Annotated in this window: 21 protein-coding genes; 11 read left to right on the top strand and 10 right to left on the bottom strand. The window is 62.0% G+C overall.

Translation table 11 applies throughout. From position 1 onward, the window contains the following. A partial coding sequence (locus WMP96_RS11370; protein WP_445292951.1) for an o-succinylbenzoate synthase occupies positions 1 to 914 on the bottom strand: 914 nt, incomplete at its 3' end. A 75-nt stretch (positions 915 to 989) separates the two neighbouring features. On the opposite strand from WMP96_RS11370, the gene WMP96_RS11375 reads away from it, so the two are divergent. The 9 genes from WMP96_RS11375 to menE all read left to right on the top strand — a co-directional run bounded on the left by WMP96_RS11375 (position 990) and on the right by menE (position 8,037). Next, a complete protein-coding gene (locus tag WMP96_RS11375) occupies positions 990 to 1,451 on the top strand; it encodes a DIP1984 family protein (RefSeq protein WP_259824715.1) in 462 nt (153 codons plus the stop codon). Positions 1,452 to 1,747: 296 nt separating this feature from the next. Further along, a complete protein-coding gene (locus WMP96_RS11380) occupies positions 1,748 to 2,716 on the top strand; it encodes a 1,4-dihydroxy-2-naphthoyl-CoA synthase (RefSeq protein WP_239204715.1) in 969 nt (322 codons plus the stop codon). Between the two features lie 15 nt (positions 2,717 to 2,731). Continuing rightward, positions 2,732 to 2,881 (top strand): hypothetical protein, encoded by a 150-nt coding sequence (locus WMP96_RS11385; protein WP_005322953.1) that lies wholly within the window; start codon positions 2,732 to 2,734, stop codon positions 2,879 to 2,881. A 91-nt stretch (positions 2,882 to 2,972) separates the two neighbouring features. Further along, positions 2,973 to 3,161 (top strand): hypothetical protein, encoded by a 189-nt coding sequence (locus tag WMP96_RS11390; protein WP_005322954.1) that lies wholly within the window; start codon positions 2,973 to 2,975, stop codon positions 3,159 to 3,161. 169 nt (positions 3,162 to 3,330) lie between these two features. Then, positions 3,331 to 4,497 carry a metal ABC transporter substrate-binding protein gene (locus WMP96_RS11395; protein WP_340433545.1) on the top strand — a complete coding sequence of 389 codons (1,167 nt, stop codon included), beginning with the start codon at positions 3,331 to 3,333 and terminating at the stop codon, positions 4,495 to 4,497. Positions 4,498 to 4,503: 6 nt separating this feature from the next. After that, positions 4,504 to 5,190, top strand: coding sequence for a metal ABC transporter ATP-binding protein (locus WMP96_RS11400; RefSeq protein ID WP_340433548.1), 687 nt, complete (start codon positions 4,504 to 4,506; stop codon positions 5,188 to 5,190). Next, positions 5,190 to 6,020 carry a metal ABC transporter permease gene (locus WMP96_RS11405; RefSeq protein WP_049377866.1) on the top strand — a complete coding sequence of 277 codons (831 nt, stop codon included), beginning with the start codon at positions 5,190 to 5,192 and terminating at the stop codon, positions 6,018 to 6,020. The genes WMP96_RS11400 and WMP96_RS11405 overlap by 1 nt, the downstream gene beginning before the upstream one ends. Continuing rightward, positions 6,020 to 6,847, top strand: coding sequence for a metal ABC transporter permease (locus WMP96_RS11410; protein WP_005322960.1), 828 nt, complete (start codon positions 6,020 to 6,022; stop codon positions 6,845 to 6,847). The genes WMP96_RS11405 and WMP96_RS11410 overlap by 1 nt, the downstream gene beginning before the upstream one ends. Positions 6,848 to 6,903: 56 nt before the next feature. Beyond that, entirely contained in the window at positions 6,904 to 8,037 is a 1,134-nt protein-coding gene (menE, locus tag WMP96_RS11415; protein WP_005322961.1) for an o-succinylbenzoate--CoA ligase, read from the top strand. Here menE and WMP96_RS11420 read toward each other — a convergent pair whose 3' ends face one another. Beyond that, positions 8,038 to 8,709: a metal-dependent transcriptional regulator gene (locus WMP96_RS11420; protein WP_034656208.1), complete on the bottom strand. Its 672-nt coding sequence runs from the start codon at positions 8,707 to 8,709 to the stop codon at positions 8,038 to 8,040. It lies immediately after the preceding gene. Between the two features lie 214 nt (positions 8,710 to 8,923). On the opposite strand from WMP96_RS11420, the gene WMP96_RS11425 reads away from it, so the two are divergent. Further along, positions 8,924 to 9,814 carry a 1,4-dihydroxy-2-naphthoate polyprenyltransferase gene (locus tag WMP96_RS11425; RefSeq protein ID WP_301732256.1) on the top strand — a complete coding sequence of 297 codons (891 nt, stop codon included), beginning with the start codon at positions 8,924 to 8,926 and terminating at the stop codon, positions 9,812 to 9,814. Here the strand turns inward: WMP96_RS11425 and WMP96_RS11430 are convergent. Further along, entirely contained in the window at positions 9,811 to 10,137 is a 327-nt protein-coding gene (locus WMP96_RS11430) for a DUF4229 domain-containing protein (RefSeq protein WP_084279006.1), read from the bottom strand. The genes WMP96_RS11425 and WMP96_RS11430 overlap by 4 nt on opposite strands. 38 nt (positions 10,138 to 10,175) lie before the next feature. On the opposite strand from WMP96_RS11430, the gene WMP96_RS11435 reads away from it, so the two are divergent. Next, on the top strand, positions 10,176 to 10,421 hold the full coding sequence (locus WMP96_RS11435) for a hypothetical protein (protein WP_200288304.1): 246 nt from the start codon (positions 10,176 to 10,178) through the stop codon (positions 10,419 to 10,421). Here WMP96_RS11435 and WMP96_RS11440 read toward each other — a convergent pair. The 7 genes from WMP96_RS11440 to hemL form a co-directional block, all read right to left on the bottom strand. Next, a complete protein-coding gene (locus WMP96_RS11440) occupies positions 10,418 to 10,678 on the bottom strand; it encodes a helix-turn-helix domain-containing protein (RefSeq protein WP_200288305.1) in 261 nt (86 codons plus the stop codon). The two genes, WMP96_RS11435 and WMP96_RS11440, sit on opposite strands and share 4 nt — an antisense overlap. Then, positions 10,679 to 11,698: a c-type cytochrome biogenesis protein CcsB gene (ccsB, locus tag WMP96_RS11445; protein WP_023020495.1), complete on the bottom strand. Its 1,020-nt coding sequence runs from the start codon at positions 11,696 to 11,698 to the stop codon at positions 10,679 to 10,681. Positions 11,699 to 11,791: 93 nt separating this feature from the next. Then, a complete protein-coding gene (locus tag WMP96_RS11450; RefSeq protein WP_340433554.1) occupies positions 11,792 to 13,423 on the bottom strand; it encodes a cytochrome c biogenesis protein ResB in 1,632 nt (543 codons plus the stop codon). A gap of 7 nt (positions 13,424 to 13,430) precedes the next feature. Continuing rightward, positions 13,431 to 14,234: a cytochrome c biogenesis CcdA family protein gene (locus tag WMP96_RS11455; protein ID WP_023020493.1), complete on the bottom strand. Its 804-nt coding sequence runs from the start codon at positions 14,232 to 14,234 to the stop codon at positions 13,431 to 13,433. Continuing rightward, on the bottom strand, positions 14,235 to 14,840 hold the full coding sequence (locus tag WMP96_RS11460; RefSeq protein WP_023020492.1) for a TlpA disulfide reductase family protein: 606 nt from the start codon (positions 14,838 to 14,840) through the stop codon (positions 14,235 to 14,237). Continuing rightward, a complete protein-coding gene (locus WMP96_RS11465; protein WP_340433557.1) occupies positions 14,840 to 15,448 on the bottom strand; it encodes a histidine phosphatase family protein in 609 nt (202 codons plus the stop codon). The genes WMP96_RS11460 and WMP96_RS11465 overlap by 1 nt, the downstream gene beginning before the upstream one ends. Positions 15,449 to 15,456: 8 nt before the next feature. After that, positions 15,457 to 16,758 carry a glutamate-1-semialdehyde 2,1-aminomutase gene (hemL, locus tag WMP96_RS11470; RefSeq protein WP_340433560.1) on the bottom strand — a complete coding sequence of 434 codons (1,302 nt, stop codon included), beginning with the start codon at positions 16,756 to 16,758 and terminating at the stop codon, positions 15,457 to 15,459. Positions 16,759 to 17,018: the final 260 nt, after the last annotated feature.

Here is a 17,018-nt window from a genome sequence, read left to right on the forward strand (position 1 = left end):
GCGGGAAGGTGGCCATCGACAAGCGGGCGCGGGGCGGTGACATCCTCTTCAAAAAGGGAGCCGGTGGCAAGGCCGGCGGCGGCCGGGGTGACGTCGATGTCCTCGTCATCGTAGATGCGCGGGAGGGCAGCAACGGCCGCGAGGCCCATATTGATGCCGATGGAGGTGTCGAGCGCGGAGGCCACCGTGATGTCCATGTGACGCTGGCGCAGGTGCTGGGCTACCTCGAGGACGCGGCGCACGCCACCGAGCGGGGCGGGCTTAACCACGGCGACGTCTGCGGCCTGCAGCTCGGCGACGCGATAAGGGTCGGCGACCTTACGAATGGACTCATCGGCGGCCACGCGTACGAAGAGACCCGCGCGCATGAGGCGGCCGCGCACCTGGGCGAGCTCCTCAGTGGTAGCGCATGGCTGTTCCATATAGTCCAGCGGCATCATCATCTGCGCAGCCTGGACTGCCTCATCGACGGTCCAGCCGCCATTGGCATCCACGCGCAGGATAGGGATTTCGCCGCGTTGGGTGATGGTGTCGCGGACGGCGCGTACGCGAGCGGCGTCGTCGGCAAGCGTGTGGTCCTTTTCTGCCACCTTGATTTTAAAGGTGCGGCAGCCGGGGTAGCGCTCCACTAGGGCCGGGACCTCGCTGGCAGGCACGGCCGGGATGGTGGCGTTGACCTCGATGGAATCGCGCACCGGCTCCGGGAAGCCCTCGTAGGCGGCCTCCAGCCCCGCGCGCAACCAGGCGGCGGACTCGGCCGGGCCGTACTCTAGGAAGGGCGCGAACTCGCCCCAGCCGGCCGGGCCATCGATGAGGAGGGCCTCTCTGGTGGTGATACCGCGGAAACGCACGGCAAGCGGGAGGGAGACTACGTGGGCGCGGTCGAGAACGTCATCGATATGCATGGCTTTCATGGTAGCGCCCGGTAACCATTGACCCCTCCCCCACTCTGCGCTACTTTGGGAACCTACACCAATAAAGGAGGAATTATGCTGCTAGCTGAGGCATTGGCGGAACGCGCCCAGGCGCAGGAGCGCCTCAATAGCCTGCACGAGCGGCTGCTCACCGTGGTTCGCGTGCAGGAGGGCGATACCCCGGAGGAGGATCCGCAGGAACTGCTGCGCGAGCTCGACGGCGTGGCCGGGCGCATCGATGAGCTGGTTCAGGCCATCAATGCGACGAATATCGCCACCGCCTTTGATGAGAAGATGAACCTGATGGAGGCCCTCGCGCTTCGCGACGGCCTCTTGCGCAAGCGCCGCATCTACCATGACTTGGCGCAGCGGGCAGGAACGCGCTCGGATCGCTATTCCCGCAACGAGATTAAGTTTGTCTCCACCATCCCGGTGGCGGATATGCGCAAGCGCGTCGACGATCTATCTAAGCAGTACCGCGAGCTGGATACCCGCATCCAGCAGCTGAACTGGAATACCGAACTGAAAAACGGATAGTCATGTCGCGCGCCGCATAGAGCGCGCGATGGTAGCCCACACGCCTGCAGCGAGCAGGCCCCCACCCTGGAGGGGAAAATCCTGGGACACAGGCCCCCTTTAGCGCTTTTAAAAGGGGCGGGGAGTTCGACTCTCCCCATGGCATGGAGTACGGCGCTGGTATGGCGTACACGGGTATTGTGCGGGGCAACAACCTCGCAGTATCGCGTATTGATTATTACCGGCCTGCTGGGCAGCGCGTGTGGGTGAGGGTTGGGAATGGGGACTATTCTTCTTTTGCCACTAAGCTGGCCGATATGAGCGAGCAGAAAAAATACAGCACCGATAATCCCTTTCGGCCGGAATTGTGGCATTCCGTAGAAGGCTTTGAGGACCTCACGGATATCACCTATCACCGGCTCAACGGTGAGGGCCGCAAGAACGGCATCGTGCGCATCGCCTTCGACCGCCCGGAGGTGCGCAATGCGTTTCGCCCGCATACCGTAGACGAGCTCTACCGCGCAATAGATCACGCCCGCCGCACGCCGGATGTGGGCACGATTTTGCTCACAGGCAATGGCCCTTCCGAAAAGGATGGCGGCTGGGCGTTTTGTTCCGGCGGCGACCAGCGCATTCGCGGCCGCTCCGGCTACCGCTACGCCACCGAGCACGCCCATGATGACGCCACCGCGGATGAATCCACCGTGGACACCGCCCGCGAAAAGGTGGAGGGCGGTCGCTTGCATATCCTCGAGGTCCAGCGCCTTATCCGCACCATGCCCAAGGTGGTTATCGCCGTGGTCAATGGTTGGGCGGCCGGCGGCGGTCACTCGCTGCACGTGGTCTGCGATATGACGGTCGCCTCCCGCCAGGAGGCGCGCTTCAAGCAGACGGACGCGGACGTGGGTTCCTTCGATGCCGGCTATGGTTCGGCCTACCTAGCTAAGATGGTGGGCCAGAAATTCGCCCGCGAGATCTTCTTCTTGGGTCGCACCTATGATGCCCAGCGGATGTATGAGATGGGCGCGGTCAATGAGGTTGTCGATCACGCCGACTTGGAAGACGCCGCAATCCAGATGGGCCGCGAAATCAACGGCAAGTCCCCAACAGCCCAGCGCATGCTGAAGTTCGCTTTCAACCTGACCGATGACGGCCTCATGGGCCAGCAGGTCTTCGCCGGCGAGGCGACCCGCCTGGCGTACATGACCGACGAGGCCGTCGAGGGCAAAGAAGCATTCCTCGAAAAGCGCGACCCGCAGTGGGAGCAGTTCCCGTATTACTACTAGCCAGGAGTTAGCACGATGTGGATTTTCGCCATCGGCTTGGCCACACTTGCACTGGCGGGCGTCATCGTCTCGCGAGTGTGGATGCTCAAGCGTATCAAGGATGCGCAGGACAGCGGGGAGCGTCCCTTCGATCAGGAGGACACCCCGCGCAATCCATACATGTAGCGGAGTAAATGGCGTGGGACGCCCTCGGACCGGAGTGAGACATCTCAAGCAATTGTGGACATGCCCATAGTTAATACTTAAAGTGTCGAACATGAAACTCTGCAACTCATTCGTCATGCTCGCAGCACGCGTCGCCCTGGGCGTAATTCTCATCGCCCAGGGCTGGCAAAAGTTCTCCGAATGGACCGTCGCCGTCGCGGGCCTGATGCTCGCCGCCGGCCCCGGCATACGCTCCCTGGATCAGCTCCCCTTCAGCAAAAAGGCAAAAGTAGCCAAATAAGGCCACCGCTTCCTAGCCTCTCACTTCACTCATTGAAGTGAGAGGCATTTTTAAATTTTGGCAGCTTAAGGAAGAGATAGGACCACCTAAGTTCATTACGTTGAACAATCTAGTTCAAGGGTGCTAGTGTTTGTTGAGTTCACTTCTCCTAATACAAAGGAAGTTCATTATGAGCTCAAATCACAGCACCCCACGCCGGCCCCTACAGCGCATTTTCGCAGGCACCTGCGCCCTCGCACTCGGCGCCAGCCTCGCCGCTTGCAGCGCCTCGAAGGAATCCATCGACGCTGCAAAGCCGAAGGACGGCGACACCGTCAAGGCCGTGGCCACGACTACCCAGATCTGCGACTACCTCACCCAGGTAGCCGCCGGCGGCCTCAAGCTCCACAAGGTCGACTCCCAGGGTGCGGAGACCAACTCCGGCGAGGGCCCAGTGACCCTCGACCTCACCTGTTTGCTCGCCCCCAACGCCAGCGCCCACGAGCACGAGATGACCCCACAGCAGATGCAGGCGCTCTCCCAGGCCGACTACATGTTCGTCAACGGAGTCGACCTCGAGCACTTCCTCGACCAAGCCGTGGACTCCTCCGGCTTCCACGGCGTCATGGCCGTGACCTCGGGCGTCAAGAGCGAAGGTATGGGCGATGGCAACGGCAAGTACACCATCGACGAGGGCATCGAGCACGTGAGCCCGCGCCCGTGGCCTTTCCCGGGGGAGGACGGCGAGGCCCCAGAATTCAAGTACGACCCGCACGTGTGGACCTCCCCGAAGCAGGCCAAGATTCAGGTCGACAACATCGTCAACACGTTGTCCCAGGCCTCCCCGCAGGCCAAGGACGCCTTCACCGCCGCCGGCAAGAAGTACACCGACCAGTTGGAGGACCTCGACAAGTGGGCCAGCGATTCCATGTCCGCAGTTCCTGAGCAAGACCGCATGCTCTTCTCTTCCCACGACGCCTTCGGCTACTTCTCAAACGCATACGGCGTGAAGTTCATCGGCTCCGCACTGTCTGACTTCAACAACCAGCAGGACGCCACCTCGCGCCACATCGACGAGCAGGCAAAGCAGATCCGCGAGTCCGGTGCCAAGGCCATCTTTGCGGAGAATTCCAACAGCTCGAAGTCCATCGAGGCCATCGCCCGCGCCGCAGGCGTCAAGGCGGTTACATCCGACGACGCTTTGTACGGCGACTCGCTAGGTGTGCCAGGCAGTGAGGGCGAGACCTACATCGGATCCATCGTCCACAACATCAACACCCTGGTCAGCGCCTGGGACTCCGAACAGCAACCGTTGCCGGAATCGCTGCAGGCATTCGACGTCGCCAAGCGCAAGTAGCTCTATATGTCTTCCCCATTAATCACTCTGCGCAATGCCACCTGCGGCTATGGCGCCCGGGATATCCTCACCGACGTTGATCTTGAGATCCGCGCGAGCGAGGCCGTGGCGCTCCTGGGGGCCAACGGCGCGGGCAAGTCTACGCTGCTCAAGGCAATCACTGGCCTGGCTGCCTTGCGCGGCATGGCCACCATCGACGCCTCGCTCGGCTACGTCCCGCAGTACCAAGACTCCGACCTGAGTTTTCCCGTCACGGCTTACAAGGTCGTGGAAATGGGCCTTTTGCCATCAGTGAGCTGGTGGCATAGGTGCACGAGCATGCGTAGCTATCGCGGCCATGTACTCAATGCCCTGCGACAAGTGGGGATGGAGCACCTCGCCGAGACGCGGTTTGGCCAGCTCTCGGGAGGGCAGCGCCAGCGCGTGCTCATCGCGCGCGCGTTGGTTTCGACCCCGGAGCTGGTGCTTCTCGACGAACCCTTCAACGGGCTTGATCAAGAAAGCCGCCGAATCCTGATTCAGATCATTGCGGATCTCAAGGAAGCAGGAATCGCCCTGCTCGTCTCCACTCACGACCCCATCTTGGCGCAGCACACCTGCGACTGGGCGGCGTTTGTGCTCGACGGCAAGGTCCACACCATGGGAACCGAGGAAGCAGTGGAAACCTATATGGGGCAAGGTGCGCGACTGTAATGGAGCAGATTCTCTTCGCCCCGTACCTGCGCAATGCCTTCCTCTTCCTGCTGTGCCTATCGATTGTGGGGGCTGTCATTAGCGTCCTCGTTAATCTCCGCCGCATGGAGTTTACGGTGGAAGCCCTCGTGCACTCGGTTTTTCCAGGCATCGTGGTAGGGCTCATCGTGGGCGGCATCCCGGGCATCGTGCCGGGTGCGGCCGCGGTGGCCACGGTGACGGTGCTGGTGCTGGCTTCTCTGGGTTCTGGGCGGCGCCAGTCAGCGCGGAAGCTGGATATAGAAGCCGGAACGGCCGTGGTGCTGACCTTCATGTACGGCATCGGCGTGGTCATCAGTTTGGCCTATGGCGACAAGTCCGGGCAGCTGGAGGCGCTCATGTTTGGCCGGCTTCTCGACGTCACGCAGTCCAGGCTGGCAACCTCCGTCACGCTCTGCGTGATTGCGGCACTGCTCATCCTGACAACCTGGCGCATGCAGATTCTCGTCGCTTTCGATACAGCAGCGGCCCGTGCCATGGGCGTCAACGTGGCGGCTTATGAGCTCATTGCGAATGTCGCGGTTGGCCTAATCGTGGTGGCGGCTAGCTCGGCAGTGGGTGTGTTGCTGGTTATCGGTTTTATTGTCATTCCAGGCCTCTCGGCGCGCTTGATCGCAGGATCCCCGCGCAGCATGTGCTTCTGGGCTGCGGGCTTGTCCACGCTGGCAGTGGTGGTGGGATTTGCCATCATGCTGTCCCAAACCGCGCACCAGATTTCGCCGCAGGCAATCGTCAGCTTGATGCTGGTTGTCACCGTGCCGCTAGCGGGCTTGAAGGGGGTATTTAGCTAATGGGACTGTCTCATCTTGATCCAGAGATCCTGCGGATGCCCCTCCTTGAGGCCATTGCTGTGGGATGTTTATCTGGCTTGGTTGGAACCTTGATGGTCATGGGCAAGCGCGTCTTTTTCGCCGAGAGCCTGTCGCACGGAATCTTCCCCGGCGCGGTGCTCGGCGTAGTGGTGGCCAACCTTCTGAGCTTGGATCTCTCCACGGGTTTGATGGTGGGCGCGGCACTGTTCTGCCTACCTTTGGCCTGGCTTATGCGGTGGTTGAGTACCGTCGAGGGCATTTCTTCGACCGCTGCCGCCGGCGTGACGCTCACCCTGGGATTTTCCCTGGGCATCTTGTTGCTGCGCTGGTTCCAACCGCTACCTATCCACGTGGATAGCTTTCTCGTGGGCTCGCTGACCACTGTCAATGCGCAGGATGTCTGGTTTGTCAGCGCCCTGGTGGTGGTCAGCCTTGGCGTGCTGGTAGCATTTCGCCGGACGTTGGTCTCCTTCTACTTCGACCAGACGTCCTTCCGCGCACAAGGTGGAAATCCCGGCTGCTATGACTTGCTTACCCTCACGCTTATCAGCGTGACCATGGTGGTGGTGATTCCCGCGGTGGGCACTATCTTGTCCCTGGCGCTGCTGGTAGCCCCGGCGGCGGCGTTGCAGCCGTGGATCAAGCGCCCGACCCAGCTCATGCTCGGTGCCGGTATCGCGGGCATTGCGCTGGCATGCGGCGGGCTCTGGCTGGCGGCCGCACTCAGTTTGTCGGCGGGCGGCTGCATCGCGGTGCTGGCGGGTGTGTTCTATTTGCTCAGCATGGGGCTGCGGGCCTTGCTCTAAACGCCCGGCGCGCCGCCTCCCAGGACGAGCGATATGCCCGGGTAACCTGATTATTCGTGACTCATATCCTCGCCCCACTCCCAGTCGATCCCCGCAATCCCGCAGGAATTTTGGATGACCTCGAGAAGGCCATCGCTGGGCAGACCACGCTCTTACCCCTTCCCGCAGCGGACCGCACGCGGACGGAATTGCTGCGCAACCACATGCGCGCGGGCGAATCGATTGCTGAGGACATTGCTTTGGTGGTGTCCACCTCGGGTTCCACGGGCACACCGAAGGGTGCGCAGCTAAGCCCGCTTAACCTGGTGGCGAGTGCGGATGCCACCCATTCTTTCCTGGGTGGCCCCGGCCAATGGCTACTGGCCATGCCCGCCCACCACATCGCGGGCATCCAGGTGCTCGTGCGTTCGTTGGTGGCGGGTGTGGAGCCACTGTGCCTCGACCTGTCCCAAGGCTTTAACATCACCGAGTTCGCCCGCGCAGCAGAAGAACTCGCCCACACCGAGGACCGCATGTACACCGCGCTCACACCGATGCAGCTGCACAAGGCACTCGATTCGCTGGACGGCATCCAAGCACTGCGCCGTTTCAACTCCATCCTGGTAGGTGGAGCAGCGCCACATCCCCAGCTATTGGAATCTGCGCGCAAGCTCGACATCACCGTGGTAACCACCTATGGCTCCTCGGAGACTGCGGGCGGTTGCGTCTACAACGGCACTCCCCTGCCCGGCACCGAGGTGCGCATCGGGGAAGATAACCGCATTTTCCTGGGCGGGCCGACCATTGCGCAGGGCTACCGCAATGTGGAATCGCGCGACTTCGTCGGTGGCTGGTTCGCAACTTCCGACGCCGGGGAGCTCGACGCCCACGGTCAACTCACCGTCACTGGACGTCTGGACAGCATCATCAACTCGGGCGGGTTGAAGTTGCACCCAGAACAACTGGAACAGCTCTTGTTGCAGGTACCGGGCGTCGACAGTGTATGCGTGGTGGGCATCCCTGATCCACGTCTTGGCCAGATGATCGCCGCAGCTTACACCGGCTGGGCCTCGCGCACCGACATCCTCGAAGCGCTCGATGACCTGCCTCGGTGGCAGATTCCGCGCGAGATTATCCGCATTGCTGAGATGCCGCTGACCGGCCCCGGCAAGGTGGACCGTCGTGGTGTCGCAGGGCTCTTTAAGAACTGATTAGACTTCGTTAGCGCGCACCGTCACGTCGGCGGCCGCGACTTCCGCAAGAGAGAACTCCTCGTCCCCTGCGTGCAGGTTGAGCAGGCCCGCAACGCGGGAATCGACTACGACCTCGACGCCCAGGCCGACGCCATGGCTGTCGAGGTAGCGCAACAGCTCGGTGTCTCCGTCGCATACCCGCTCGATGGTGACAGGGGTGTGAAGGGGGACGTCGTCAAGCGTGAGCGTGCCAAGGTCCTCGATGCTGCCCTGCGCGTCGGGGATGGGATCGCCGTGGGGATCGCGCTGAGGATGGCCCAGGTGCTGATCGAGTCGATCGATGAAGCGATCGGAGCATGCATGCTCGAGGAGATCGGCATCCTCGTGAACCTCGTCCCAGGTGTACCCCAGCTCTTTGACCAAGAAGGTCTCGAGGAGACGATGGCGGCGGACCATGCCCATGGACAGTGCCTGGCCCTCTGGGGTCAGCGAAACGCCAGCGTAGCGCTCATGTTCCACCAGCCCTTGGGCAACGAGACGCTTTACGGCTTCCGACGCAGTGGGCACCTTTTGGTTCAATCGCCCCGCCAGCTCCTTGAGCGCGATGGGCGCGCCGCCGGAGTGCTCGGAGAGGTCCCACAGGACTTTGAGGTAGTCCTGGGTACGTTCAGGGAGATCGCTTAAATGCATGACATTCATCGTAGTAAAGGCCTTGCCCCGCGAGCGATTCACATGATAACTTTAAGAAAGTTCAACGCATTGAACTTTTGTCACGGGTGTGGCCCACAGCCGTCCTTTCTTGGGTACGTACGACGCGCTTCCGCCATACCCGTGGCTTTTATATATCCGCCGTGTGCGTCCCTTGTGCACAGCATGCCCGCGGTGGCGTGGCACAATAACTGACATGTCACTTTCTGCCTATCCCGCAACTGCCAAAGACTGGCTCCAAGGCGCACGCCCGCACACGTGGGCTAATGCCTTCGCCCCAGTCATCGCTGGTACTGGTGCCGCAGCGGCTGCCGACGGCGCGCACTTCGGCCGCGCGCTCCTCGCCCTCATCGTGGCGTGGGCACTTATCATCGGCGTGAACTACGCCAATGACTATTCCGATGGCATCCGCGGCACCGACGACGACCGCACCGGTCCGCAGCGCCTCACCGGCGGCGGCCTGGCCCGCCCGCAGCAGGTGAAACTCGCGGCCTTCGCCGCCTTCGCCGTGGCCGGACTCGCCGGCATCGCGCTGTCTTTTGCGGCGCACGCCTGGTGGCTCATCCTCGTCGGCGCGCTATGCATCACCGGCGCGTGGTTTTATACCGGTGGCAAGAACCCGTATGGCTATCGCGGGCTCGGCGAGGTCGCCGTCTTTATCTTCTTCGGGCTCGTCGCTGTGCTCGGCACCGAATTCACCCAGGCCGGCCGCCTGTCGTGGTCGGGCCTCGCGCTGGCCGTGGGCATCGGCGCGATGAGCTCCGGGGTGAACCTAGTCAATAATATCCGCGATATTCCCTCCGACGCCGAAACCGGCAAGATTACGCTCGCCGTACGCCTCGGCAACGAGAAGGCGCGCCTGCTCTTTACGGTGCTACTCCTACTGCCATTCCTGCTGACCATTGGCATTGCCTTCAGCAGCTGGCTCGCACTCGCCGGCTTGGTCTACTTTCCCTTCGCGCTGCGCGCCATTCGCACCGTCAATCGCGGCGCTCAAGGACCAAAGCTTATCCCCGTGCTCGGCCTGACCGGCCGCGCGATGCTCCTGTGGGCGATTATCGAGGCCGCCGCACTCATCCTCGTCTAGTCCTGCGCGGCGCGCCCTTCTAGCTCCGCCTGTACCCAGCGTTTGTGGGCCTTGCGCTGGGCGGAGTACTCGGCCAGCGTTTGGGTGGCCTCGATGCGCCACTTTTTAAAGATGAGCATCGATAGCGGCAGCGCCACGAAGAGCGCCAACAGCGCCGAGACGAGCACCGGGATGGGAAAGCGGATGGCGATGGACAAAAGCTCGATCACCACGGTCAAAGCGATAAAAAGCACTACGCGGGCGAGCCCATACTTCCACAGCGCCGCACGGGAACGGCGTCGCAGTTCTGGGTCCGGCTTGGGTGGCTCAGGGTTATGCGTCATGGGGGTTGATTGTACGCGGTGCAGGTAGAATTCCACGCATGGGCCGAATCATCCTCCTTTTACTCTTTGTCCTCGCCGCCTACTTGGTGTGGAAGGCCTTCGGGCCCTCCACATGGAAAAAGCGCGAGGTGGAACAACCCCGCGCCATCAAGGGACCCGACGATGATGAAGAATTCCTCTGGAACTTGGAAAAGGAGCGCTTCAAGCAACGCCGCGCACAGGAGGCAGAGGAAGAAAAACGCCGCCAGCGCCGCAATCGCGGCACCGACGGCGAGAAGGATTAGGATTCCTTCGGCACGAAGCGCATCTCCAAGCCGAGGGCCTCGGCCACGGCGGTAATCTTTTCCCACCGCACGCCCGCTCCCCCATGCTCAATGGTGTGGAGGGTGGAGCGGGAGATACCGGCGGCGTCGGCAAGCTGCTGCTGCAAAATGCCCAACTCGCGGCGGCGCTCGGCAAATTGCGCGCCCAGGCCTAAAATCACCGCATTATCACCAGCCGGCTTGCCCGGCTTATGGCGCGGGCTCGTATGCTCCGCCATTTAATTCAGCCCCGCATAGGAGTGCAGGCCGGAGACAACCATGTTGATAAAGAAGAGGTTGAAGACCATCAGCGCCATCGCCATGACATTGATCCACGGCGCAGCCTTACGGAACGCCGGCGTTGCACGCGCGTGCAGGTAAGCGGCATAAAGGATCCAGGTAGCGAAGGAGACGGTTTCCTTCGGGTCCCAGCCCCAGAAGCGGCCCCAAGCGGACTCGGCCCAGATGGCACCCAGGATAATGCCCAAGCCCAAGGTTGGCAGGGTGATTACGGCCAGACGGTAGGCCAGCTGGTCAATCTTCGCGGCAGAAGGCAATGGGCGGGCTACAGCACCGAAAAAGCCATGCTCGGCATGCTTCGGCTGTGCCATACGGAATAGGGTCAGCAGCGAGACAATGCCGGAAATAATACCAATGGACGCGCCCAAGGACACCACGGTGACGTGGATGGGCAGCCAGTGCGACTGCAGTGCCGGCACCACTGGGGCAGACTCGGCATAGAGCTTGGTGGAGCCATAAAACATCAGCGCCAATACCGGGGTGAGCAGCCATGGCCACACGGTGCGCCACTCCTTACGCTGCATGGCAATATTGCCCACCAGCAGCACGCCAAAGCTCACCATCAGCACGTACTCGTAAAGATTGCCAAAGGGGAAGCGGCCGGTAGCCAGGCCACGCAGCACAATCGCTGCGGCATGCAGCGCAATGCCCACCCACATCAGCGAGCTGGTCATGCCGCCGAGTTTATCAGCCTTGCGCTCCTTCTCCTTCAGCTCACCTTCCGTGATACCGGAAGAGGACTGGGCCACCTCGCCCGCATAGCTCTGCTTATCGACGCCCCCAGCGCCCGCCCCCACCAAGACCTTCGCGGCCTGGGACTTCACGGCACGGCGGCCCTCAATAATTCCCTGCATGCGGCCGTAGTAGAACAGCGACATAAAGAGCGCGACGCAGTACACCACAAAGGCGGTCTGCACCGCGATATCCGAAAAATTAGACAGATTCTGATCGATCTGCATGAACGCTCCTAGCCAATACACGTGCGGGATAGTGCTGATTACCTTACTCAGCGAAACGGCCTAGTCCAACTTTTGTTGGACTAGGCTGACGTACTAATCATCGGTATAAAGCTCGTCTTCTTCGACCTCATCTGGGTCCGGCAGCTCCAGCAGCGCGCGGTGCAACTCGTGGAATTCCTCGGACCAACCGGCGCGGTCGGTGCGGGCGAGACCGCCCATTTCCACATCGGTGCCGCCGGCCGCGTTCGGCCGCAGGCGGATATAGACGCGGCGGCGCTTAATCACCAGCGAACCCACCAAGGAAATGAGCATTACCAGCGCGGAGACCAGCACCCACTTCTGGAAGGGGTCATAAGAGACCTGGTAATTGGCAAACTCGCTGGCGCCGTTGAAAGTGATCTTGGTGCCATCGTCCAGAGTGACATCCTCACCCTGGTTGAGGTTCACGCGGTCAATCTTTCGCAGCTGGCCGGAGTGCACCAGGTTCGGATCCAACGAGAAGAAAGACTGCGGGGTGCCGGTATCCAAGCCGGCATCACCACGGTAGATATCGATGGCCATGGCCGGATCCTGCAAACCTGGGTAGGAGGACTGCAGCAGCTTGCCGTTCTCACCGGCCCACTCGGCCGTAGGCGCGAACAGACCCTGAATGGCGATCTGATTCTGACGACGCTCATAGAGGTCCGGGTACATGCCGGCCGGCGGGTCAAAGCGCATCGCGCCGGAGGACAAGAAGAAGGTCGTATCATTCGGCTGGAACTGAATAGTCTGGGTGCGCTTTTCCCCATTGGGCCATTCCACGGTGACCGTCGGCGCGTAGCCATGGCCCTGCAAATAAACGCGGTTATGCGCCAGGCGCAGCGGATGGTTGACCTTGAGCTCATAATCCTTCCACTCGGAGTCATCCTTGTAGATGTCATCGCCCTCCGCGTAGGAGACGTTGGAGGTAAACATCTCGGCCTGGCCGTTCGGCAGGTACTCGGCCGCGAAGTCATGGGCGACGAGGCAGAAAGGGTGGAGCCCGGTGCCGTCGAAAAGCGGGCCGGCGCGGAAGGAGTCAAAGTTAGACGTAGAGGTATTGCAGAACTCCGTAGACTGATCCAGGGTCTGGTCGCCGCCCTGCGAGCCAGACTCAGTGACCACGATGACCTGGCCTTCGTAGTTGACCAGCTTGCCGGCGGCAACCGTGACCAAGATGGCTACCAGCGCCACGTGGAAAATGAGGTTGGCTAGCTCGCGGCCGTAGCCGCGCTCCGCGGAAAAGGTATGCACGCCGGCACGGTCCTTCTCCGGGGAATACTCGGCCACGCGCCACCTCTTCAGGCGCTTCTTAATTTCCGCGGATAGTTCCTCGTCGCTCTTTTCCGAGTGCCCCTCGGCCGCCAGCGGCAGCTTGTGGAGGTACTTCGGCGCGCGCGTCGGCGGGGTCTTCCATGCTTTGTAGTGATCCCAGGAGCGCGGCAGGATGCAGCCAACCAGGGAAATAGCGAGAAGGACGAAGATGGCTTGGAACCAGACGGAGGAAAAGACGTCGAAAAGCTGCAGCTTGTCGTAGATCTTCGCCACGTTGCCATTGGACTCAATAAAGTCCTGCACGTTCTGCTCGTTGAGATCGCGCTGCGGCAGCAAAGAACCGGGAATCGCGGCCAGCGCCAGCAAGAAAAGCAGCGCTAGCGCGGTGCGCATACTGGTCAGCCAATGCCAGGCTTTGCGGAAATATTTCACGTCTCTCCTAAATAAGGGTTGCGCCGTAGTTGCCGGTCCACTGGCGGATGAGGCTAATAAATTCGCCCCATAGGCCGGTTACCAGGGCCAGGCCGACGAGGATCATGGCCACGCCGCCGATTATTTGGATGGTATGCGAGTGTTTGCGGGCCCACGAAATCGTGCGCATCGCCCGCGCGGAGCCCAGCGCCACCAGAAGGAACGGTAGGCCCAGGCCCAGGCAATAAAAGATGATGAGCAGCACGCCACGCGCGGCCGTCATGCCCTCGGTGCCGGCCGATACGGAAATGATGGCGGCCAGCGTTGGGCCCAAGCACGGCGTCCAGCCCAGCGCGAATATCCCGCCCAGCAGCGGCGCGCCCAGCCAGGTGGTCCAGCGCTTCGGTGCCATGCGGGTGTCTTTCTGCAGCGCTGGAATCGCGCCTAGGAAGACCACACCCATCAGGATGGTCACGCCGCCGCCGACCCGCATGAGCATTTCTTCGTTGAGCCTTAGCGCGGAAATCGCGCCGAATACCGAGACCGTCGCTAGGAGGAATACCACGGTGAAGCCGAGGATGAACAAGGCCGCGGCCAGCACAACAGCCCATTGCCTGCGCTTGCCGACGCCCACCCCCAGCTCCCCATCGAAGGTAACCTCACCGCCCACCACGCCGGCCAGGTAGGAAATATAGCCGGGAACCAGCGGGATCACACACGGACTGGCGAAGCTCACCAGCCCCGCCACGGCGGCCGCGAGGAGACCCAAAATAAGTGGGCCGGAGGTCACGGCCTCGGCAAAGGAGTTGCCGAAGCTCGCTGCGTTGTCCATTTATTCCTTTTCTAGCTTGTCTACTACATCCATCACGTCTTTAGCGGTGATGGACCGCAAAAAGACCGTAGCCGGGCGGTGCTGTTTATCCAAGACGATGGTGGTGGGCACCACGGAAGTCGGCACGCCGCCTAGGGCCGCAGCCGTCTTAAACGGCGGATCATAGATGGAGGGATACTTCAGCCCATTGTCTTCGAGGAAGTCATTAGACACCTGCGGGTTATAGTCGCGCACATTAATGCCCAGGACGGTGCCAATCTTGCGCTTTTGCAGCTCGGAGTGGACCTCTTGGAGGTCATCGGCCTCGGAACGGCAGGGCGCGCACCACTGGCCCCAGGAGTTAAGCACGACGATTTCGCCGTCATAGTCTTCCAAGGAGATGGTCTTATCCGTATCGCGCACATCCTCGCCGGAGAACGTGCGCAGCGGCTTGCGCTCGGATTCCTCGTAATTGATGACCTTCTCGCCGCCGGGGGTGATGAATTCGAAGTTACCGCCGGTAGCAACCGCATTTTGGGCGTTATCGGAATCCTGCGCGCACCCAGCAAGGGTCACGGCTGCTGCCGCCAGCACCGCGCCAACTGCGCGTTTGCGTCGTAGTGCCATTAAATCTCCTGCGCCGGCGAAGAGTAGAAAATATCGGTGACCTGGTTGTCTTCAAAAAGCAGGGAGGTTACCGAGGCCAAGTCGCATTCGCGGTTCCACGGCGCGTACGGCAAGCGCTGGCCGAGCACGGTGCGCTGCACCATCACGATGGGCAGCTGGTGGCTGACCAAAATCGCCTCGTGGCCGGCGGCGGCGGTACGGGCGCGCTCGATGGAGCCCAGCATGCGCTCGGCAATCTGCTCATAAGGCTCGCCCCACGATGGCTCCAGCGGATTGACCAGCAGCGGCCAACGGCGTGGATTCCACAGTGCGGAGCGCAGACCCTTGGTGCGCAGGCCCTCGAAGCGATTGCCGGATTCAATGAGCGTCTTATCGACTTCCACGTCCAGTCCCGTTACCTCCGCAATCGGCCGCGCTGTCTCTTGGGCGCGCTGCAGTGGCGAGGCTGCCAGGTAGGTCACATCATGGTCGCGAAAGGACTCCGCGGTTCGCGCCGCCATGGAATGCCCGCGCGAGGATAGGTGATAGCCCGAGATGCGCCCGTAGAGGATCTTCTCTGGGTTGTGGACCTCGCCGTGGCGTACGAGGTGAACGATGGTGCGTGTCATGTCTCTCCTTAGTTTGCGGGACGCGCAGCGGCCGCAGCTTGGGCGGCGGGCTTGAGGGCCGCCTCGATGAGTTCAAAGTCGGCGTCGTTAAGTGCATCCGAGACAAACCAGGTCTCGAATGGGCTCGGCGCGACGTAGATGCCGTTATCCAGCAGGGCGTGGAAGAACGGGGTGAAGCGGAAGGTCTCGGCCGCCTGCATATCGGCGAAGTTGCGACCCTCGCCCTCGGCAAAACGGATGGAGAACATCGAAGACGCGCGCTGGATGTGGTGCGCTACGCCCTCGGCCGACAGCGCCTCAGAAATCATGCCGGTCAGGCGGTCCGCATTGGCCTGCAGGCGCTCATAGAGCGCTTCATCGGCCAGCTCCAAAGACTTCAGGCCCGAAGCCATCGCCACCGGGTTACCGGAAAGCGTGCCCGCCTGGTAGACCGGTCCTTCCGGCGCGAGGTAGTCCATGACCTCGGCGCGGCCGCCAAAGGCAGCGGCCGGCAAGCCACCGGAGACGACCTTGCCAAAGGTCACCAGGTCCGCCGCCACGCCGTCGACGCCGTACCAACCCTTATAGGAGGTGCGGAAACCGGTCATGACCTCATCGAGGATGAGGAGGGCGCCGTCTTCATGGGCGACGTCGGCAAGCGCGGCGTTGAAGCCCTCATCTGGTGCCACGGTGCCCATATTGCCGGCCGAGGCCTCCGCGATAATGCAAGCAATCTCGCCCGGGTGCTGCGCGAAGGCCTCGCGCACGGCCTCGATATCGTTATAAGGAACGACGATGGTATCGGCCGCCGTCGCGCCCGTCACGCCCGGGGAATCCGGCAGCGCAAAGGTCGCTACACCGGAACCGGCCGAGGCCAGCAGGGCATCCACGTGGCCGTGGTAGCAGCCTTCAAACTTCAATACCTTGGCGCGGCCGGTATAGCCGCGGGCCAGGCGCACCGCGGACATGGTGGCCTCGGTGCCGGAATTGACCATGCGCACCTTATCGGCCGCGGTGCGCGAAACGATGGCCTCCGCGAGCAAAGCTTCGCCTTCTGTAGGCGAGCCGAAGCTCAAACCGCCCGCAGCCGCCTTCTGCACGGCCTCCACAGTCTCCGGGTGCGCGTTGCCGTGAATCATCGGACCATAGGAACTGACCAGGTCAACATACTCATTGCCATCGGCATCCCACAGGCGCGAACCCGCGCCGCGCTCAATGACGCGGGCCTGGCCACCCACGGAGCCGAACGCGCGCACCGGCGAGTTCACCCCGCCCGGAATCACCTTGGAGGAACGCTCAAACCACTGTTGCGACTGGGAAGTATTAGGCATGTCTGACATTCTAGCGATTCGCGCGCTATACAAAAGTTGGACTGCGCGATTCACAGTCAGCCGCTAAACTTCGGGGCGTTGCACTTTTCAATTCGGGGGGATTTTCAATGCAGCGCACTGTCATTTTCGCCATCCTGGCCGCTTTCTGCCTCGCCGGTTGTGCCCGGCCCGCGCCCGAACGGCCGCTGCCTACCTCGGTAGGTGCCGCCCCGCTTGCCGACGCCCCCCCTCCTGGCAGCCCCCTCCCCACCCTCTCACCC

This window comes from Corynebacterium sp. KPL4035 (assembly GCF_037908325.1).
Classification (GTDB): domain Bacteria; phylum Actinomycetota; class Actinomycetes; order Mycobacteriales; family Mycobacteriaceae; genus Corynebacterium; species Corynebacterium kefirresidentii.

Excerpts from the sequence above, each read along its gene's own strand:
- WMP96_RS11455 (WP_023020493.1), bottom strand. The coding sequence starts at position 14,234 with ATGGACAACGCAGCGAGCTTCGGCAACTCCTTTGCCGAGGCCGTGACC.
- WMP96_RS11385 (WP_005322953.1), top strand. The coding sequence starts at position 2,732 with ATGTGGATTTTCGCCATCGGCTTGGCCACACTTGCACTGGCGGGCGTC.
- WMP96_RS11390 (WP_005322954.1), top strand. The coding sequence starts at position 2,973 with ATGAAACTCTGCAACTCATTCGTCATGCTCGCAGCACGCGTCGCCCTG.
- WMP96_RS11380 (WP_239204715.1), top strand. The coding sequence starts at position 1,748 with ATGAGCGAGCAGAAAAAATACAGCACCGATAATCCCTTTCGGCCGGAA.
- WMP96_RS11410 (WP_005322960.1), top strand. The coding sequence starts at position 6,020 with ATGGGACTGTCTCATCTTGATCCAGAGATCCTGCGGATGCCCCTCCTT.
- WMP96_RS11395 (WP_340433545.1), top strand. The coding sequence starts at position 3,331 with ATGAGCTCAAATCACAGCACCCCACGCCGGCCCCTACAGCGCATTTTC.
- WMP96_RS11465 (WP_340433557.1), bottom strand. The coding sequence starts at position 15,448 with ATGACACGCACCATCGTTCACCTCGTACGCCACGGCGAGGTCCACAAC.
- WMP96_RS11420 (WP_034656208.1), bottom strand. The coding sequence starts at position 8,709 with ATGCATTTAAGCGATCTCCCTGAACGTACCCAGGACTACCTCAAAGTC.
- ccsB (WP_023020495.1), bottom strand. The coding sequence starts at position 11,698 with ATGCAGATCGATCAGAATCTGTCTAATTTTTCGGATATCGCGGTGCAG.
- WMP96_RS11425 (WP_301732256.1), top strand. The coding sequence starts at position 8,924 with ATGTCACTTTCTGCCTATCCCGCAACTGCCAAAGACTGGCTCCAAGGC.
- WMP96_RS11440 (WP_200288305.1), bottom strand. The coding sequence starts at position 10,678 with ATGGCGGAGCATACGAGCCCGCGCCATAAGCCGGGCAAGCCGGCTGGT.
- WMP96_RS11460 (WP_023020492.1), bottom strand. The coding sequence starts at position 14,840 with ATGGCACTACGACGCAAACGCGCAGTTGGCGCGGTGCTGGCGGCAGCA.
- WMP96_RS11430 (WP_084279006.1), bottom strand. The coding sequence starts at position 10,137 with ATGACGCATAACCCTGAGCCACCCAAGCCGGACCCAGAACTGCGACGC.
- WMP96_RS11435 (WP_200288304.1), top strand. The coding sequence starts at position 10,176 with ATGGGCCGAATCATCCTCCTTTTACTCTTTGTCCTCGCCGCCTACTTG.
- WMP96_RS11375 (WP_259824715.1), top strand. The coding sequence starts at position 990 with ATGCTGCTAGCTGAGGCATTGGCGGAACGCGCCCAGGCGCAGGAGCGC.
- WMP96_RS11400 (WP_340433548.1), top strand. The coding sequence starts at position 4,504 with ATGTCTTCCCCATTAATCACTCTGCGCAATGCCACCTGCGGCTATGGC.
- hemL (WP_340433560.1), bottom strand. The coding sequence starts at position 16,758 with ATGCCTAATACTTCCCAGTCGCAACAGTGGTTTGAGCGTTCCTCCAAG.
- WMP96_RS11405 (WP_049377866.1), top strand. The coding sequence starts at position 5,190 with ATGGAGCAGATTCTCTTCGCCCCGTACCTGCGCAATGCCTTCCTCTTC.